The organism is Actinoallomurus sp. NPDC052308 (assembly GCF_040679195.1).
Taxonomy (GTDB): Bacteria; Actinomycetota; Actinomycetes; order Streptosporangiales; family Streptosporangiaceae; genus Actinoallomurus; species Actinoallomurus liliacearum.
The window spans coordinates 46094-62970 of record NZ_JBFAUM010000022.1 but is presented as its reverse complement, the minus strand read 5'-3'; the positions used below and the strand labels follow the sequence as shown (position 1 = coordinate 62970).

The following is a 16877-nucleotide window of genomic DNA, read 5'->3' as shown; positions in this document are numbered from 1 at the left end:
GTCCTCGTGGTGATCCGGCTCAGCTCTCGACCACTGCCATGTTGGAGATCGCCGCGTCCGCGACACCGAGGCGCTCGGCCTGGTCGAGCAGCTCACGCGCCTTGTCGCCGTCGGCGCCCCCGGCCTTGATCCGCTGCATGAGCAGGGCGGACAGGGTCAGGTTCTTCACGTCGTCGGTCTTGATCGAGCCGACGATCCGGGCCAGGTCCTCGGGCAGGCTGCGCGAGCCGTTCAGCCACGGGCCGGCGAGCCGCTGAGCCACGTCGGAGTGCTCGACGAACCCGTCGACGCCCTTGCCGACGCTGATCGCGCCCACGACCCGGTCGAAGAAGTCGCTGTCGCCGCCGACGATGTCGATGTCGGCCTTCTCCAGACCGGCGGCCAGCACGGACGCCTGGGCCTCGACGACCTCGCGCTGCACGTTGAGGCCGGCGAGCCGGACCTCCTTCTCGGCCGCCAGCCGCAGGCGGTACTCCTCGTGCCCGCGGGTCGCGTCGTCCATCGCGGCCATGCCGGCGGCCTTGTCGGTCAGGCCCTCGGCCTCGGCCTTGAGCTTCTCGCGGATCCCGTCCGCGTCGGCGAGGGCCTGCTCGCGGTTCGCGACGGCCGTCGCGCGACCGGCCTTCTCGATCGCCTCCGCCTCGGCCAGGGCCTTCTCCCGGTTGACGGCGGCCTCGGCGCGGCCGACCTTCTCGATCGCCTCCGCGTCGCGCTCGCGGACCTGGACCTCGGCCAGGCCCTCGGCGGCGGCCTCCGCCTGGACGCCCTCGGCGAGCCGGATCTTGGCCTGCGCGTCGAGCTCGGAGGTCTTCTGCCGGGCCTCGGCGAGCAGCAGTTCCTCGCGGGCCTTGAACTTGGCGGCCTCCTCGGCGGCCTCCGCGGCCTTGATGCCCTTGACCAGGTTCTCCTGGGCCTCGGCCTCGGCCTGGATGACCAGGGCCTGGCGCGTGCGCTCGGCCTCCTCGACGACCCGCAGCCTCTTGATGATCTCTTCCTGCTCGGCGACGGTCTTCTCCACCGCGATCCGCTCGCGGACGACCTCGGCGATCTCCCGCTTCTCCGCCTCGACCTCCTTGTCCTTGGCGATGCGGGACAGCTCGGTCTCCCGTTCGCGGGCGATCACCTCGAGCATGCGGTCCTTCTCGATCCGCTCGTTCTCGACGGCGATGACGCGTTCCTTGTTCTTCTCCGCGACGGCGATCTCGCGGTTGCGGTTCTCCTGCTGGATGCCCAGTTGCTCGTCGGTGCGGATGTGCGCCGTCTGCGAGGTCAGCCGCTCCTCGGCCTGGACCCTGGCGATCTCGGCCTCCTCGCGCGCCCGTACGGTCTCGATCTCCCGCTTCTTCTTGACCTCCGCCTCGGCCTGGCGACGTTCGAGCTCGAGGATGGCCTCCCGCGCGTCGACGTTCTGGCGGGTGATCTCCTTCTCCTCGTTGCGCTGGTACTCGTTGGTGCGCACGTGCTCGAGGGCGGTCAGCTCGGTGATCTTCCGGATGCCCTGGGCGTCGAGGATGTTGGTCGGGTTGAGGCTCTCCAGCGACGTCTGCTCGAGGTGGTCGATGGCCGCGTCCTCGAGGTGGTAGCCGTTCAGGTCGGTGCCGATGAGCGCCACGATCTGGTCGCGGAACTCGTGCCGGTGCGTGTACAGGTCCACGAAGTCGAGCTGCTTGCCGACCGTCTTCAGCGCCTCGGAGAACTTCGCGTTGAACAGCGTCTGCAGCGTCTCCTCGTGGCTGGCCCGCTGCGTGCCGATCGCCTGCGCCACCTGGATGACGTCCTCGACGGTCTTGTTGACCCGGACGAAGAATGTGATCTTGATGTCGGCGCGGATGTTGTCACGGCAGATCAGGCCGTCGCGGCCGCTGCGCTCGATCTCGATCGTCTTCACCGAGATGTCCATCACCTCGGCCTTGTGCAGCACGGGCAGCACGATCGCCCCGGTGAACGTGACGTCCACCTTCTTGATCTTGGAGATGATGAGGACCCGGCCCTGTTCGACCTTCCGGAAGAGGCGGCTGAACAGGTACCAGGTGCCCAGAGCGACGATCAGAATCGCGCCGACGAGCACGGCGATCGCGATGCCGATGGAGTCCATCAGTGGTCCTTCTCGCGGGGGAATTCAGTTGATTCGACGGTGCGGATCGAGCTCGGCGTCATACGGCATCACCCAGAAGAACTCGCCGTCGGCGTCGTAGTCGAAGATCAGTGCGGTACTGCCTGCTTTGAGGATCTCCTCGCCCGACTGGTTCCCTTGCTGGCGAACCTGGATTACGGCGGCCGAGCCATCGGCGGCGCGCACCTCCGCCTGGCCGAACGTCAGGTCGACCCGGCTGGTGCGAATGACGCACATCCGGCCCACGAAGTCCCGCCGCGAGGGGAGGGCCTCCTCAGGGATCATGTACCGCAGGGGCCGCATCAGCAGCCGGGTGACCAGGAACGACGCGATGAGCGCGGCGGCGAGCAGCCCGATCGCCGGGACCGTCCCGGTCAGGTGGTCGCGGCGCAGCAGCACGGTGCCGGCCACCCCGGCGAACCACGCGAGCGCCGTGAAAAGCGACAGCGCCACCGCCGTGACCATGGTCGCGGCCGCGTCCAGCACTCCGAGGACGACCAGCAGCCAGTAGGCGAGGACCACGGCCAAGAGGACACCGAGAACGACGGCCGGAAAGGCGAGCGCCGCGTGGATGAATTCGGTCACCGGCGCCTCCCCGTGGGCATAGCCCTATCAGCATTGCCGACCAGGCTTCCCGGCGCACCTATAAACGGAAATCTCCGCTTATGCGGCGAAATACGTTCGTCGCGGAGAGAACCGTACCGCATTTCCGCGCCGAAGCCACGTGACATACGGCACACAGGAATCGGGGGTGGGCGGATGGTGGTGCACGCCTTGTCGGGCGCGGAGTTCGGTGCGCGTCTGGCCGTGGGACTGGGGTGTGGGGCCCTGATCGGCGCGGAGCGGCAGTGGCGGGCGCGGATGGCCGGATTGCGGACCAACGCGCTGGTCGCCGTGGGATCGACCTTGTTCGTGCTGTACTCGGTCGCCGCCGGTGATGCCGGCGGCCCGACCCGGGTCGCCTCCTACGTCGTCTCCGGTATCGGTTTCCTCGGTGGTGGCGTGATCTTGCGGGACGGGTTCAACGTCCGCGGCCTGAACACGGCGGCGACGTTGTGGTGCTCGGCCGCCGTGGGGGTGCTGGCCGCCGCCGGGCACCTCGGGTTCGCCGCGATCGCCACCGTCACGATCCTGGCCGTCCACACCCTCGGGCGGCCGCTCGGCCGGTTGATCGACCATGACGTGCCGGGCGAGGAGGAGGACCTGCGCCCCTATCAGCTGCACGTGACCTGCGACGCCACCACCGAAGCCCATATCCGGGCGTTGCTGGTCCAGCACACCACCGGCGACCAGGTCATCTTGTGCGGCCTGCACACCAGGCGCCCCGAGGCGGCGCCCGACCGGCCCCCCGCGGACGAGGCCGCGACCGCGACGGTGCAACTGTCGGCCGACGTACGCGCCCCCGGGGATGCGCCGGCCCGGCTCGAACAACTCATCGCCCGGCTGTCGCTGGAGCCGGGCATCCAGGCGGTGCACTGGCACACCGTCGACGATCCGGCGGCCGGGTTGGCGTAGGGGCACCGAACGAGGCCGCGGTCAGCGGCGTCGCCGGTTGGTGCGGATGGCGGCGATCACGGCCACGATGAGCACGATGGCCAGGATGCTGACCCCGATGGTGGCGGCCTGGTGGCCGTAGTGCGGGAAGTGAACCGTGACGGCGGCCGGCGCGATCGCCGCCGTCGGGATGGTCATGACCTCATCGTCACGCCGCCTGCGTATAGACAGGGTTATCGCTGGGCTAACGATGTATGGGACAGGTTGTCGCGCTTGCAGGCGGCGACTTACGCTTTGGGGTGTTCAAGCAGGCACCTCGTTAGGTGAGGCGTCTGTCCGGATACAGGCCGCTGACCCCACGACGTCGAGAGACGCCCAGGGTCAGGACACCTCTCCCCGGCTTAAGGGGACAGGCCAAGTGGCTTCCCTCGATGTGGGGATACGCCGGGCAGTGCCAAAGCTCTTACGAGACGCGAAGGGGTGCGCAAGGCGGCCTTACGGGCGGCACCCCGTCATGGATGCGGCGGCGCGTGGATGGGCGCGGCCTGGACCGGGCGGAGGTGAGGACATGTCCGGCAGTAGTCCGGGGCGAAATCAGCCCCATCGTGGCGTGTCCCGCATTCGTTCCGGTGCGCGGTAGCACTTCCAGCCGACCGGTCATCGCCGCTGGGTGAGAAGAGTGGTTGCCGCGCGCCCTTGATGGCCCCGCGACGGGGCCATGGAGGGGGGGTCGTCCGTCATGATCAAGCAGGAATCGGCCGTCGCCGGTCGCCGGCTCGCCGGGTTCGGGGGCCGGTGATGGGGCGCCAGGGCCTTCTCGCCGCGGTGCCGCGGGCGGTACGGCAGCGCTACGGGCAGCGCAACGGCCGCCTGACCCGGACGTGTTCGGTGCGCCAGGCGCTGATCTCGCTGGCCGGGCTGGTGGGCCGGCCGGTGGTCAACCAGGCCGGCCAGCAGATCGGCCGGCTGGTCGATCTGGTCGCCCGCTGGAACGGCCGTGAGACGTATCCGGCGGTGACCGGCCTGGTCGTCCAGGTCGGCCGACGCCGGTCCTGGGTGCCGTACGAGGCCGTGGACCGGGTGAAGCCGCAGGCCGTCACGTTGCGCAGCGCACGTCTCGACCTGCGGGAGTTCGAGGAACGTCCCGGCGAGGTCGCCCTGGCGACCCACGTACTGGACCACCAGCTCGTCGATATCGAGGGCGTACGGGTGGTGCGCCCGTCCGACCTGTACCTGACACCGGTCGAGGGCCGCTTGCGGCTGGTGGGCATGGACACCGGGCTCGGCGCCCTGGCACGCCGCCTGGGCCCCGCCCGCTGGCGCGGCCGCGCCCGCTGGCTCAGCCGCGCCGTCCCCGAGCAGGTGATCGACTGGTCGGACGTGCAGGCGTTCGGCAGCGCGGCGGGCCGGGGCGGAGCCCGGCTGGCCGCCCCCCGCGCGGAACTGCGCCGCCTGCACCCCGCCGAACTGGCCGACCTCCTGGAGGACCTGGGCCGCACCGAGCGCCGCGAACTGCTCGATCTGGTCGGCCCGGACAACGCCGCCGACGCCCTGGAGGAGATGCGCCCCGACCAGCTCGAAGAACTGCTGACCGAGGCCGACCCCGGCCAGGCCGCCGGGCTGGTGGCGCGGATGGAACCCGACGAGGCCGCCGAAGCCCTCCGCGACCTGGACGCCGAGCGGCGCTCGCACCTGCTCGACCGGCTCCCTGAGCAGACCAGGTCGACGGTGCGCGCGTTGCTCGCCCGGCAGGAGGACTGCGCGGGCGGGTTGATGACCACCACCATGATCCGGGTGCGGCCCGAGCGGACCGTCGCACAGGTCCGGGACATGCTGGCGGCCGAAGGCGTGCACATCGCCGACATCGACGCCGTCGCGGTGGTCGACGAGAACGGGCGCCTGCTGGACGATGTCACGCTCGGCGAGCTGCTGCTCGCCGAGCCGGGCCGCACGCTGGGCGAGCTGGTCGGCCCGCCCTGGCCGATCACCGTCCGGCCCGAGGCGAGCCCGGCCGAGGTCGCGACCCGGCTTGCCGAATCGCGCCGCCTGTCGGTGCTGGTCGTCGATGACGAGGAACGCCCCCTCGGGCGGATTCTGGCCGATGACGTGGTCGACATGCTGCTCCCCGACCGGAGCCGGTTCCACTTCCCGCGAGTGCTGTCATGACCGCCCGGCACACCTCACCCCCCGCGGCCGGCCCCGGCCTTCAGCCGCCTTCCGGTACCGGCCGGGCCATCCCGGCGCGGGGGGACCCGCGCCGCAGGAGCCCGCGGCGGATGCTGATCACGGCGCTGGCATTCGCCGGGCCCGGACTGATCGCCGCCAACGCCGGCAACGACGCCGGCGGAATCGCCACCTACGCCTCGGCCGGCGCCCAGTTCGGCTACCGCACTTTGTTCGTCATGGTGCTCGTCACGGTCGGCCTCGTGGTCGTGCAGGAGATGTGCGCCCGGCTCGGCGCCCACACCGGCGAAGGACTGGGCTCACTGATCCGCGAGCAGTTCTCCATCCGGGTCACCGCGTTCGCGCTCCTGGCGTTCCTGGCCGCCAACCTGGGCCTGGTCGTCTCCGAGTTCGCCGGCATCGCCGCCGCCCTGGACCTGGTCGGGGTCAGCCGGTACGTCTCGGTCCCGATCGCCGCCGTCGTGATCTGGGCCCTGGTGGTCTTCGGCTCCTACCGCTACGCCGAACGGTTGTTCCTGATCCTGTCGCTGGCGTTCCTGTCCTACCCGATCGCCGCCGCCCTGGCCCATCCCGAGATCGGGAAGGCCGCGAGCCAGACGATCTGGCCGCACCTGCTCGGTACCAAGGCCTTCCTGCTGCTGACGGTCGCCCTGATCGGCACCACCATCACCCCGTACATGCAGTTCTACGTCGCCGGAGCCGTCGCCGACAAAGGCATCGGCCCCGCCGACTACCGGGCCGAACGCATCGACACCGTCGGTGGCGCGATCTTCGCCGACCTGATCAGCATGTTCATCATCATCGCGACCGCCGCCGCCGTCCACACCCGCGCCCCGCTGGACACCGCCGCCCAGGCCGCACACGCACTGACGCCGGTCGCCGGCCGCTTCGCCGAACAGCTCTTCGCCCTCGGCCTGCTCGGCGCCTCCGCACTGGCCGCCGCCGTCGTCCCGCTGTCCACCGCCTACGCCATCAGCGAGGCCGCCGGGGTCGAACGCAGCGTCGGCCGCCGCTTCCGCGAGGCCCCCCTGTTCCTCGGCCTGTTCACCGCGCAGATATTCATCGGCGCCGCCATCGCCCTCATCCCCGGAAACCTCATCCACCTGCTCATCAACGCCCAACTCCTGAACGGCATCATCACCCCGATCCTGCTCACCTACGTCCTGATCCTCGCCGGCCGCAAGCGGCTGCTCGGAGCCGCCGCCAACGGACCCGTCTACCGCCTCGTCGCCACCGTCTGCGTCGCCGTTGTGGCGCTCATGGCGGCGGCAGCGCTGGTCATCACCGTGCTCGGCTGGTTCGGCATCGGATGATCCCGGGCGCGTGACGTAGGACACACAGGACCCACTCGATCGATGGTTATGACTGGTTGGCTGTACAGTCAACACTCTGGCTAGGAGAGGAGCCGCGCATGGCCGCGCGTGACTGGGCCGTCAAGAAGGCCGCGTCGAAGATCCTTGGTCCCGACGAGAGGCTCGTCGCCAGCTGCATGGCGAACCTGCCGGGCACCCTGAAGCGCGAGGGGTACTACGCCGCCCTGCAGAACGTCGTCGGCATCCGTTTCGTCGATGTCGCCGCCGACGGCGGGCTGCCCCCGAAGATGAACGTCGCGGTGACCGACCGGAGGCTCCTGCTGTTCGAGCAGTCGATGCTCGGCCGGGCGAAGGACCTGGTCGCCGAGATCCCCATCGCGCAGCTCGCCGGCGCCCGGGTCACCGAGTCCGGCCGGGCCCAGGTGACGGTCAAGGTCCACAACTTCGTGATCACCTTCGCCGACGGCACGGATCTCGCACTCGAGTCGGCGGACAAGGGCGGCGTCACCAACCTGGTCGGCGCGATCAACGGACGGGTACGGCACTGACCGGCGCACCGTGCGGCGACGGGCGGGACAATGGTGTGTCCGTCATCGATGTCCGGGGGTCCGCTTGTCGCCACGTTCGGCCCACGCCAACCAGGAGCTGCGCGAGCAGTCCCGCCGCCGGATCCTGGAGGCGGCCCTGACGTTGTTCGCCGAACACGGGTACGAAGGCGCCACGATCTCCCAGATCGCCGAGCGCGCGGGGGTCGCCCGGGGACTCGTGTCGTACTACTTCCCGGCCAAGGACGAGCTGCTCCACGAACTGCTGGGCCAGGCCCTCGACGGGCTCCTCGCGGGAACCGACCCGGTCGACGGGGAGGTCACCGCGGACCAGCGGCTCGCCGGCGTGATCGACCGCACCCTGACGATGGCGCGGGACACGCTCGGGATCCAGGGACTCGTGCTCTGCCTGATGCTCCAGCCCGCGACCCGCGAGATCTTCATCAAGGTGGAGTCGACGAAGGCCGACGTCATCGAGCGGTTCGAAGACCGCCTCCGGCAGATCTTCGCCGACCGCGGGGCCGAGGACCCGGCCCTCGAAGAGGTCATGTTCCGCAGCGTCCTGGAAGGCGTGATCTTCAAGATGGCGGTCTACCCGCGGACGTACCCGTTCGCCGCGGTCCGCCACCGGCTGTTCACGATGTACGGCCTGCCGGCCGGCGACCCGCCGGCCGAACCGGTCGGCCGCCTCCGCGCGCACTGAACCCTCACGGTCGCTTCAGCCCGCCCGCCGCGATGTTCCGATGAGTTTCGCGCGGCCGGGCGGTCGGCACAGGTCGTTCCCTCCACCTCATCGAGAGGACCATCGGCATGGCGACCTTCGTTCTGATTCCCGGCGGCGGGTGCGACTCGTCGTACTGGCGGCCGCTCGTGGCCGAGTTGCGCGAGCGCGGCCACGAGGCCGTGCGCGTGGACCTGCCCTGCGAGGACGACGCGGCGGGGCTCGCCGAGTACGCCGACGCCGCGGTCGAGCAGATCGGCGACCGCACCGGCCTGATCGTGGTGGCGCACTCCCTCGGCGGCTTCACCGGCCCGCTCGTCTGCGAACGCGTGCCGGTCGATCTCCTCGTGATGCTCACGGCGATGACCCCCTCCCCCGGCGAGACTCCCGGCGAATGGTGGACCGCCACCGGGCACGACCAGGCGATGCGCGAGGCGGCCGGACACCATGGGCCCCCGGAGGAGGACCACGGCTTCGACCCGGTCTTCTACCACGACGTCCCCGCGGAATTGGTCGCCGAGGTGGAGCAGCACCCCCGCGGCCAGTCGGGCACCCCGATGAAAGAGCCCTGGCCGCTGCCCGCGTGGCCGCGGGTACCGACGAAATTCCTGCTGTGCCGCGGCGACCGCCTGTTTCCGGCCGAATTCATGCGCCGGGTCGTACGGGAGCGCCTCGGCATCGTTCCCGACGAGATCGACGGCGGCCACATGGTCATGCTCAGCCGCCCCGCCGAACTGGCCGACCGCCTGGTCGCCTACGCGCGCCACAACCGGCACGAAGCCGGTGCCCCGAGGACCACCTCGCCGAGTCCGTGAACATGCTGCATTGGTGAGGGCCTACGACATTCCGCCAAAAACGGGCGAATGGCAAAATCGGGACTCGGCAGCGGAGCGGCTTTTTCTGCGCCGTCTACTGAGAGGAGAATTTGTCTCCTCTCAGTAGACGGCGCAGAAAAAGCAACGGCATCCTGGCGGACGGCGGCGCTCACTCGACCGGCCGCCGATGGCCTGGGCGCATCGGGCGACCTTGGGGGTAGAGCCGAAGGCGATGGCGTGTCACTCTGAGGAAGAATAGGCTAAAAGCCATCAAAAATGCCACTGTATCGTTATCTTGGAGATCTTCTATATGATTTGTCTTTGTGCTATGATTGGAGAATGGCATTGTAAGTTCGGCGTCGTGATTGACAACGGACGACCCAGCCGCACAGCGCTCATGGCCGCGGCGGCGCGCGCGGCCCACCTCATCGTCGACTCCCCTCCCGTGATCTTCGCTGACACCGTCGCGTACTCGCTCCTGGGCGACCAGGCCGAGGAACTCGTCGGCTACCACCGCACGCAGGGCGAGCACCCCATCCTGGCCGCCGTACGGGCGACGGCCACCGTGCGGAGCCGCTACACGGAGGAGCGTCTCGCCGAGGCCGTACGACGGGGCGTCACCCAGTACGTCATCCTCGGCGCGGGCCTCGACTCCTACGCCTACCGCGCCGACCCGGCGGACGGGGTCCGGGTGTTCGAGGTCGACCACCCCGCCACCCAGCGGTGGAAGCGCCACCTCCTGGCGGAGGCGGGCGTCGCGATCCCGGACACGGTGACGTACGCGCCGATCGACTTCGAGACCGAGTCGCTGTCCGAGGTCCTGCTCCGGGAGGGCTTCGACGCCTCCCGGCCGGCGTTCGTGAGCTGGCTCGGCGTGACCATGTACCTCACCCCCGAGGCCATCGGGGACACCCTCACCGCGGTCGGCCGGCTCGCCCCGGGCAGCGAGATCGTCCTCGACTACACCCTCGTCCCCGAGCTGCGCGACGCCGCGGCCCAGATGTACGCCGACGCCGTGTCGTCGATGTCCGCCCAGCAGGGCGAGCCCTGGCTCAGCGCCTTCCGCCCCGAGGAGATGTCCGCGCTGCTCGAAAAGCGCGGGTTCGGCCTGATCGAGCGCTCCCTGCACCGCGAGGCCGTCGACGCCGCCCTGTGGGAGCGGGCCGACCCGCTGCTGCCGTCGAACCTGTCCGGCCTGGCCCACGCGACCGTGCTGGTACGGAGCCCGCAACCGGCGCGCTGAGCCCGGTTGATCACCCGGCTGCGAGGATGGTGAGGTGCGCGCACAGCCCATCTCACCGTCCCTCCTGGTGGAAGAGCTCGCCGACCGGATCGCCGCCCGCTCCGGATCGTCCTGGACGCGGATCGCGATCGACGGAGCGCCACCCACCCGGACGGCAGACCTCGCGGACGCGCTCGTCGATCCCCTCCGGCTGCGCGGCCGCGACGTCCTCCGGGTGTCCGCCGGGGACTTCCTCCGGCCGGCGTCGCTCCGTTTCGAGTACGGCCGGGAGGACCCGGACGCGTTCTACACGGACTGGCTCGACAGGGGCGGCCTGGTCCGCGAGGTGCTCGGGCCACTGGAGCCGGGCGGCTCCGGCCGGGTCCTGCCCGCGCTCTGGGACAGCACGATCGACCGCGCCACCCGCGCCTCGTACGTGACCCTGGCGCCGGGCGGCGTGCTCGTACTCGACGGCGCGCTCCTCCTCGGCCGGGGACTCTCCTTCGACCACACCGTGCACCTGTCGATGTCCCGTGCGGCACTGACCCGCCGGACCGACCCGGACGAGGAGTGGACCCTGCCCGCCTACGCGCGATACGAGGACGAGGCCCAGCCGACCCTGACCGCAGACGTCGTCGTCCGCGTCGACGACCCCCGACACCCGGCCCTCGTAGAACACCCTTAACACCGAGGCCCGGCTCTCGGGGAAGATACCGAACACCTCGGGGAAGAATTCTTCGCGGCGCTCGGCGGTCAATTGACGACCTCGCCGTAAACCCACTTCGTTCTGCCTAACCTGCCTGCAATGACCAGCGAAAACGTCAGGAAGGCAGAACATGCGAATCCCTCCGAGTCCTACGCTCATCACCCTCGGACGTCTCGTTCGGCGTTACCGCGACGCGGCGAGCATTCTCCAGGCCGACCTCGCCAAAAGGCTCGGTTATTCGGATGGATGGCTGAGCAACGTCGAGACCGGCCAGCTCCGTCCTCGCCGCGAACACATCACCGCGATCGAGCAGGCTCTCAGCCTCCCGCCCGGCGTCCTGATGGAGGTCTACGACCTCCTGGAAGGAGAGAGCCTGCCGGTCTGGATGCGCGACTGGCTCGCCGAGGAACGCCGCTCATCGGCGCTCCGGGCATTCGAGTTGGCCCTCGTCCCCGGCCTACTACAGACGCCCGACTACGCCCGTTCGGTCCTCGACGGCGACGAGGCCGCCATCACCGCACGCCTCGAACGCCAGGCCATTCTCAAAAGCGAAAATCCACCTACACTCAGGTGTGTACTCGACGAAACGGTCCTTACTCGCGGCTTCGGCGATGCGGCGGTGATGCGCGATCAACTAGAGCACCTGGTGAATTGCGACTCGCCTCGACTCGCAGTCCAGATCGTCCCGTCCGGCGTCCGCCATGAGGGCCTGCAAGGATCATTCACCATCGCTACCGTCGACGGCAGCGACGTGGCCTACATCGAAACCGCCGTTCGCGGTCTGGTCACGAGCAACCAGGAAGATATCGCGAGCATCATCGACGTCTGGGAATCGATCCGGACGTGCACCCTGTCACAGCGCGAATCGATCGAACTCATCAAGAGAACGGCGGAGGAACGATGGACCTGAACCACGCTGAATGGCGCAAATCTCAGCGCAGCGGTACCAACGGCGGGAACTGCGTCGAGGTCTGTGCTGTGGAGCAGGCGAAGTAGTCCCGGGACGGTGGAGCCGTCCGTCGCCTGGTGTCAGGCGGCGGACGGGACCGGGCGGGCCGAGGGCATGCGGCTGCGGAGCAGGATGCCCGCTCGGGTGGTGACCACCAGGGCCAGCGTGAAGAACAGGATCGAGTCCGCGAAGGCCGCTACGCTGATGTGGTTGTCGATGAGGGATTTCCCCAGGTCGCGGGCGAACCAGTGCTGGCATCCGTAGATGAAGAGCTGACGCAGCACCGTGATCGCGGTCCAGAAGGCCACGTACGCCCAGCCGGCGTCGTACCAGCCCTGACCTGACTCGTCCACGCTCACCCGCAGCATCGCGCACGCCAGCGCTCCCAGCACGATCCCGCCCCCGATGGAGGCGGCCTCCAGTGCCAAGCCGTCACCGCCGGTGTCGAACTTCGGCAGGAAGAACGGCACGATCACCGCGGTGAACAGCAGCGGCCGCAGGACGGCGAACATCGTGACCCTGTTGTGGCCCCAATCCTTGATCAGGACTGCGGCGAAGATCACTAGGTTGACGATCGTGATGGCGGACAACGAACACTCCCACTCTGCCGGTCGTGGAGGCCCACCGTAGGAAGAGGCCCAGGTGGAGGTCGTCCATCTCGCGGGTGGAGATCCGGTTGTAGGAGCGGATGGTCCTGGCGCGATAATTCGCTCCGCCGCTGCTGAAAAGGGGGTGGCCGGATGTCGATCCGGTGGGGCGGGCAGTGGCCCGCGCGTGCCGCGATGCTGGCCGGGCTCGCGTTCGTCATCTGGGGCGAGACCGCGCAAAAGGGGCCGCCGGGCTGCACGGAGCCAATCTGCGGATCTCCATCGCCCTGGCCGTGTCGTCCGCCGCCTGGCTCGGCTGGGCGGTGCTCGGGCCGCGCGGGCACTCGCCCGCGCTGCGCGCGACGATCGCCGCCACGGGGCTGGCCGGGAGCGTGCTGCTCGTCCTGCACCCGCAGCCCGCGGTGTACTGGTTCACGTTCTGGGCCTGCATGGATGCCGCCACCGTGTTCCCCCGGCGCGAGGGCGTCGCGCTGGCCGGCGGTTGCTGCGGCGTGCTCGTGACCGGGTACGCCCTGGGGCGCGGCGACGCGCTGGCGACGTTCGCCGCCGTCACCTTCGTCGCCTACCTCGTGGGCCGCAACCGCCGGCTCCACGTCGACCGGGCCGAGCAGGCGCGGCTCCTGGCCGAGCAGACCCGGCAGGCCGGAGAAGAACGGGCACGGGCCGCCGTCCTCGCCGAACGCGGCCGCATCGCGCGGGAGCTGCACGACGTCCTCGGCCACTCGCTCAGCGCCCTGGCGCTCCGGCTGGAGGCCGCCGACGCGGTTCTGGAACTCACCGGCGACCGTGAGGAGGCCCGGCGGCACGTCGGTCGCGCCCGGGCGCTGGCCCGGTCCGGGCAGGAGGAGGCGATCGCCGCCGTCCGTACGCTGCGGGAGGGCGAGGTCGAGCTCCAGGAGATGATCAACGGTCTCGTCGCGGCGTTCCGTCAGGACACGGGCGCGTCGGTGCGGTGCGACGTGACGGGGACCGCGCGCCCGCTTCCGGCGGAGTCCGCCCTCGCCGTCTACCGCGCCGTGCAGGAGGCCCTCACCAATGCCGGCAAGCACGCCCCCGGGGCCGACGTCGAGGTCCGCGTCGACTACACGAGCGACGAACTGGCCGTCGAGGTGACCAACGGTCCGGGGCGGGTTCCGGCCGCCACCGCGCCGGGCGGCGGCTACGGCCTCACCGCGATGCGCGAGCGGGTCCGGCTGGCGGGCGGCACGGTGACCAGCGGGTCGACCGAAGCGGGATGGCGGGTACGCGCCCGGATCGGCCTGTGAACGAGTCCGTCATCCGCGTCGTCGTCGCCGACGACCAGACCGCCGTCCGGGAGGGGCTGGTCGCCCTGCTCGACCTGCTGCCGGACATCGAGGTGGTCGCCGAGGCCGAGGACGGCCACGCGGCGATCGCGGCGGTCGCCGCGCACCGGCCCGACGTCGTACTCATGGATCTGCGGATGCCCGGCCTCGGCGGCGAAGGCGCCACCGAGCGGATCGTCGCGGACCATCCGCAGGTCGCCGTCGTCATCCTCACCTCGTACGCCGACGACGAGTCGGTTCTCGCCGCGCTCGCCGCCGGGGCCCGCGGGTTCCTGACGAAGAACGCGGGACGCCAGGAGATCCGGCAGGCCGTCGCCGCCGCCGCCGCGGGCCTGGCCTCGGTGGATCCGGCCGTACAGGCACGGCTGGTGGCCGCAGCGCGACTCGGCCGGGTGCCCGACCGCACGCGCCTCCCGGATGGCCTCACCGTCCGGGAGGCGGAGGTGCTCACGCTGGTCGGCGCGGGACTTTCGAACGGGGAGATCGCCGCGCGGCTGCACATCGAGATGGTGACGGTGAAGTCGCACATCAACCGGGCCTTCGCCAAGGCGGCGATCACGAACCGGAGCCAGGTCGCCGACTACGCCGCCCGGCACGGCCTGATCCGCTGATCCCGCCTGGTCGCAGGCCCCGTCCGACGCGCCGCCCCATCACCGGCCGGTGTCGTCAGTGGACACCGGCGCTGGAGCCGGTCGCGGCCGGGTCTATGCCCTGATTCCGGAACCGCCGCCGACGACGATGTTCTCGCCGGTCACGAAGCCGGCCGCGTCGGAGGCGAGGAAGGCCACGACTTCGGCGACCTCCTCGCCGGTCCCGAACCTGCCGAGGGGGATCTGGGCGGTCATGGCCTTGGCGACCTCTTCCAGCGCCTCGGGCGGGAGCCCGCCCTTGGCCCAGATCGGCGTCTCGATCGGGCCGGGGCTGACGGCGTTGACCCGGATCCGCCGGGGCGCCAGCTCAAGGGCGAGGGACGGCACGAGGGACAGGAGGGCTCCCTTCGAGGCGGCGGAGACGGAGCCGCCGACGATGCCTCTCGTGGCCCCGATCCCGATGGTGAAGATGATGGATCCCCCGTCGTTGAGCAGGGGAAGGGCCTTCTGCAGGGTGAAGAACTGGCCCTTGACGTTGACGTCGAACAGGTCGTCGTACGTCGCCTCGTCGAAGGCCTCGACCGGCCCGCCCCGGACGATCCCGGCGTTGAGGAACAGCACGTCGAGGCTGCCGAAGCGCTCCCGGACCTCGTCGACGACCCGGTCGCTGTCGGTCAGCGACCGGGCGTCGGCCCGCAGCACGACGACCTGTTCGGGCAGTGACTTCTCGGCGGCGGCGAGGGTGTCGGGGTTCTGCCCGGTGACCATCACCTGATACCCGCGTCGATGCAGCAGTTCGGCGGTGGCCTTGCCGATTCCGCTGGTTCCGCCGGTGATCAGGGCTGTGGGCGCGGGCATGGTGCACTCCATTCGGGACAACGGTCAGGGAGCGGCCCGAGACGGCACCGTGCCGGTGTCCGGCCGCGGGTTCCACCTTCGGGCCGCGGAGCGCGCCGGGTCCAATGAATGTTCCGCATCCGGCAATACGACTTGCGTATCACCCCACGTCACGACATACGAGGGCTACGATCCCGGTATGCCCGACTCGCCACCGCCTCCGGTCAACCTCGATCTGCGGCTGGTGCAGTGCTTCACCGTCCTGGCCGAGCACCGGCACTTCGGTCGCGCCGCCGCGGCCCTTCACACCACCCAGCCGTCCCTGAGCCGGCAGATCCACCGCCTCGAACAGCAACTCGGCGTCCGGCTGCTCGATCGCACCCCGCGCGGCACCGAACTCACCGAGGCCGGGGAGATCTTCCTCCCGCTCGCGAGGACGCTGCTGCGCTCCGCCACCCAGGCGATGGCGCGCACCCGGGCCGCCGCCCGGCCGACCCGGATCATCATCGGCTACACCACGAACCTCATCGTCACGTCCGCCGTGCGCGAGCTGCGCCACCGGCACCCGGACGCCGAGGTCCGGACCGTGCATCTGGGCTGGAACGAACCGCGTGACGCGCTGCTCGACCACCGCGCGGACGCGGTCGTGACACGGCTGCCGTTCCGGACGGACGGGCTGCGGGTCACGGTCCTCTACGACGAGCCCCGAGTCCTCGTCGTGCCCCTCGACCACCGCCTGGCCGGCAAGGAGTCCGTCACCCTCGACGACATCGCCGACGAGCCCCTGCCCCGGGTGTCCGACCCGGACTGGAACGCCTTCTGGCGCATCGATCCCCGACCGGGCGGCGGCCCGGCGCCCGGCGGCCCCCTCATCGACGACGTCGAGGACAAGGCCGAACTGGTCGCCGCCGGACAGGCCGTCGCGATCATCCCGGACGGAGAGCACGTCGGCCGTCTGCGCCCCGACCTGACCACGATCCCCCTGGAGGGCGTCGAGCCCAGCCAGGTCGTGCTGGCCACCCGCGCCGGCGACCGCAACCGCCTGGTGGCGGCGTTCCGGAAGATCGCCGAGGCCCACCTCCGAGGCGCCCGATGAATACGCCTTGACCTGCGGGTATGGGAAGGCGGGCGGGCGAAGGAAGAGGGCACCATGGCGAAAGAGAAGAAGAAGCTGCACAAGGGCGACCAGGTCTCCTGGCGCAGCCACGGCGGCGAGGCCCACGGCGAGGTCGAGCGCGAGATCACCGAACGGACCGAGGCGGCCGGCCGGACGGTCGCCGCGTCGCCGGACGAGCCGCAGTACGAAGTCCGCAGCGACAAGTCCGGCGGCCGGGCCGTGCACAAGCCCGAGGCGCTGAAGAAGAAAGAGGACTGAAACCGTGGCGGGCGAGGACGACGAGGAGATCCGGAGCCTGGGCCTGAAGGCCAGGGTCTCCACGCCGCGCGACTGATGAACTGGGGCCACAACCCGCTCAA

Annotated in this window: 19 protein-coding genes and 1 riboswitch; of the genes, 14 read left to right on the top strand and 5 right to left on the bottom strand. The window is 70.3% G+C overall.

Annotation, left to right across the window (positions count from 1 at the left end; all coding sequences use genetic code 11):
* Positions 1-19: 19 nt before the first annotated feature.
* The gene (locus AB0L00_RS34805) at positions 20-2095 is read right to left on the bottom strand and encodes a flotillin family protein (RefSeq protein WP_364441485.1); all 2076 of its coding nucleotides are present in this window, start codon (positions 2093-2095) and stop codon (positions 20-22) included.
* A 24-nt stretch (positions 2096-2119) separates the two neighbouring features.
* Entirely contained in the window at positions 2120-2698 is a 579-nt protein-coding gene (locus AB0L00_RS34800) for a hypothetical protein (RefSeq protein ID WP_364441484.1), read from the bottom strand.
* A gap of 174 nt (positions 2699-2872) precedes the next feature.
* Here AB0L00_RS34800 and AB0L00_RS34795 point away from each other — a divergent pair, with 174 nt between their 5' ends.
* Complete coding sequence (locus AB0L00_RS34795) at positions 2873-3628, top strand: MgtC/SapB family protein (RefSeq protein WP_364441483.1); 756 nt, start codon at positions 2873-2875, stop codon at positions 3626-3628.
* A 21-nt stretch (positions 3629-3649) separates the two neighbouring features.
* On the opposite strand, the gene AB0L00_RS34790 is transcribed toward AB0L00_RS34795, so the two are convergent.
* On the bottom strand, positions 3650-3805 hold the full coding sequence (locus AB0L00_RS34790; protein ID WP_364441482.1) for a hypothetical protein: 156 nt from the start codon (positions 3803-3805) through the stop codon (positions 3650-3652).
* Positions 3806-3915: 110 nt separating this feature from the next.
* Positions 3916-4086: riboswitch (M-box (ykoK) riboswitch) on the top strand.
* 319 nt (positions 4087-4405) lie between these two features.
* Between AB0L00_RS34790 and AB0L00_RS34785 the strand changes: the two genes are divergently transcribed.
* The 9 genes from AB0L00_RS34785 (at position 4406) to AB0L00_RS34745 (ending at position 12109) form a co-directional block, all read left to right on the top strand.
* Positions 4406-5773, top strand: coding sequence for a CBS domain-containing protein (locus AB0L00_RS34785; protein WP_364441480.1), 1368 nt, complete (start codon positions 4406-4408; stop codon positions 5771-5773).
* Positions 5774-5883: 110 nt separating this feature from the next.
* Positions 5884-7104: a divalent metal cation transporter gene (locus AB0L00_RS34780; RefSeq protein WP_364441479.1), complete on the top strand. Its 1221-nt coding sequence runs from the start codon at positions 5884-5886 to the stop codon at positions 7102-7104.
* Between the two features lie 98 nt (positions 7105-7202).
* Positions 7203-7652: a hypothetical protein gene (locus AB0L00_RS34775; RefSeq protein WP_364441477.1), complete on the top strand. Its 450-nt coding sequence runs from the start codon at positions 7203-7205 to the stop codon at positions 7650-7652.
* A 64-nt stretch (positions 7653-7716) separates the two neighbouring features.
* Entirely contained in the window at positions 7717-8352 is a 636-nt protein-coding gene (locus AB0L00_RS34770; protein WP_364441476.1) for a helix-turn-helix domain-containing protein, read from the top strand.
* A gap of 107 nt (positions 8353-8459) precedes the next feature.
* Positions 8460-9185 carry an alpha/beta hydrolase gene (locus tag AB0L00_RS34765; RefSeq protein ID WP_364441475.1) on the top strand — a complete coding sequence of 242 codons (726 nt, stop codon included), beginning with the start codon at positions 8460-8462 and terminating at the stop codon, positions 9183-9185.
* A 361-nt stretch (positions 9186-9546) separates the two neighbouring features.
* Positions 9547-10428: an SAM-dependent methyltransferase gene (locus AB0L00_RS34760; RefSeq protein WP_364441473.1), complete on the top strand. Its 882-nt coding sequence runs from the start codon at positions 9547-9549 to the stop codon at positions 10426-10428.
* Between the two features lie 34 nt (positions 10429-10462).
* Positions 10463-11092 carry a uridine kinase gene (locus tag AB0L00_RS34755; protein ID WP_364441471.1) on the top strand — a complete coding sequence of 210 codons (630 nt, stop codon included), beginning with the start codon at positions 10463-10465 and terminating at the stop codon, positions 11090-11092.
* Positions 11093-11243: 151 nt separating this feature from the next.
* Positions 11244-12023, top strand: a complete 780-nt coding sequence (locus AB0L00_RS34750; protein WP_364441470.1) for a helix-turn-helix transcriptional regulator — start codon at positions 11244-11246, stop codon at positions 12021-12023.
* Positions 12014-12109: a DUF397 domain-containing protein gene (locus AB0L00_RS34745; protein WP_364441469.1), complete on the top strand. Its 96-nt coding sequence runs from the start codon at positions 12014-12016 to the stop codon at positions 12107-12109. Before AB0L00_RS34750 ends, AB0L00_RS34745 begins: the two co-directional genes overlap by 10 nt.
* 33 nt (positions 12110-12142) lie before the next feature.
* Here the strand turns inward: AB0L00_RS34745 and AB0L00_RS34740 are convergent, their stop codons facing one another.
* Positions 12143-12652, bottom strand: coding sequence for a hypothetical protein (locus AB0L00_RS34740; RefSeq protein WP_364441468.1), 510 nt, complete (start codon positions 12650-12652; stop codon positions 12143-12145).
* A gap of 290 nt (positions 12653-12942) precedes the next feature.
* Between AB0L00_RS34740 and AB0L00_RS34735 the strand changes: the two genes are divergently transcribed.
* On the top strand, positions 12943-13935 hold the full coding sequence (locus AB0L00_RS34735) for a sensor histidine kinase (RefSeq protein WP_364441466.1): 993 nt from the start codon (positions 12943-12945) through the stop codon (positions 13933-13935).
* Positions 13932-14585 (top strand): response regulator transcription factor, encoded by a 654-nt coding sequence (locus tag AB0L00_RS34730; protein ID WP_364441465.1) that lies wholly within the window; start codon positions 13932-13934, stop codon positions 14583-14585. The genes AB0L00_RS34735 and AB0L00_RS34730 overlap by 4 nt, the downstream gene beginning before the upstream one ends.
* Positions 14586-14678: 93 nt before the next feature.
* Here the strand turns inward: AB0L00_RS34730 and AB0L00_RS34725 are convergent, their stop codons facing one another.
* Complete coding sequence (locus tag AB0L00_RS34725) at positions 14679-15422, bottom strand: SDR family oxidoreductase (RefSeq protein WP_364441464.1); 744 nt, start codon at positions 15420-15422, stop codon at positions 14679-14681.
* A 178-nt stretch (positions 15423-15600) separates the two neighbouring features.
* On the opposite strand from AB0L00_RS34725, the gene AB0L00_RS34720 reads away from it, so the two are divergent.
* Positions 15601-16497 (top strand): LysR family transcriptional regulator, encoded by an 897-nt coding sequence (locus AB0L00_RS34720; protein WP_364441463.1) that lies wholly within the window; start codon positions 15601-15603, stop codon positions 16495-16497.
* 54 nt (positions 16498-16551) lie between these two features.
* Positions 16552-16776, top strand: coding sequence for a DUF2945 domain-containing protein (locus AB0L00_RS34715; protein ID WP_364392676.1), 225 nt, complete (start codon positions 16552-16554; stop codon positions 16774-16776).
* Positions 16777-16877 lie beyond the last annotated feature (101 nt).

Excerpts from the sequence above, each read along its gene's own strand:
- AB0L00_RS34785 (WP_364441480.1), top strand. The coding sequence starts at position 4,406 with ATGGGGCGCCAGGGCCTTCTCGCCGCGGTGCCGCGGGCGGTACGGCAG.
- AB0L00_RS34720 (WP_364441463.1), top strand. The coding sequence starts at position 15,601 with ATGCCCGACTCGCCACCGCCTCCGGTCAACCTCGATCTGCGGCTGGTG.
- AB0L00_RS34780 (WP_364441479.1), top strand. The coding sequence starts at position 5,884 with ATGCTGATCACGGCGCTGGCATTCGCCGGGCCCGGACTGATCGCCGCC.
- AB0L00_RS34765 (WP_364441475.1), top strand. The coding sequence starts at position 8,460 with ATGGCGACCTTCGTTCTGATTCCCGGCGGCGGGTGCGACTCGTCGTAC.
- AB0L00_RS34715 (WP_364392676.1), top strand. The coding sequence starts at position 16,552 with ATGGCGAAAGAGAAGAAGAAGCTGCACAAGGGCGACCAGGTCTCCTGG.
- AB0L00_RS34725 (WP_364441464.1), bottom strand. The coding sequence starts at position 15,422 with ATGCCCGCGCCCACAGCCCTGATCACCGGCGGAACCAGCGGAATCGGC.
- AB0L00_RS34805 (WP_364441485.1), bottom strand. The coding sequence starts at position 2,095 with ATGGACTCCATCGGCATCGCGATCGCCGTGCTCGTCGGCGCGATTCTG.
- AB0L00_RS34790 (WP_364441482.1), bottom strand. The coding sequence starts at position 3,805 with ATGACCATCCCGACGGCGGCGATCGCGCCGGCCGCCGTCACGGTTCAC.
- AB0L00_RS34795 (WP_364441483.1), top strand. The coding sequence starts at position 2,873 with ATGGTGGTGCACGCCTTGTCGGGCGCGGAGTTCGGTGCGCGTCTGGCC.
- AB0L00_RS34745 (WP_364441469.1), top strand. The coding sequence starts at position 12,014 with ATGGACCTGAACCACGCTGAATGGCGCAAATCTCAGCGCAGCGGTACC.
- AB0L00_RS34775 (WP_364441477.1), top strand. The coding sequence starts at position 7,203 with ATGGCCGCGCGTGACTGGGCCGTCAAGAAGGCCGCGTCGAAGATCCTT.
- AB0L00_RS34750 (WP_364441470.1), top strand. The coding sequence starts at position 11,244 with ATGCGAATCCCTCCGAGTCCTACGCTCATCACCCTCGGACGTCTCGTT.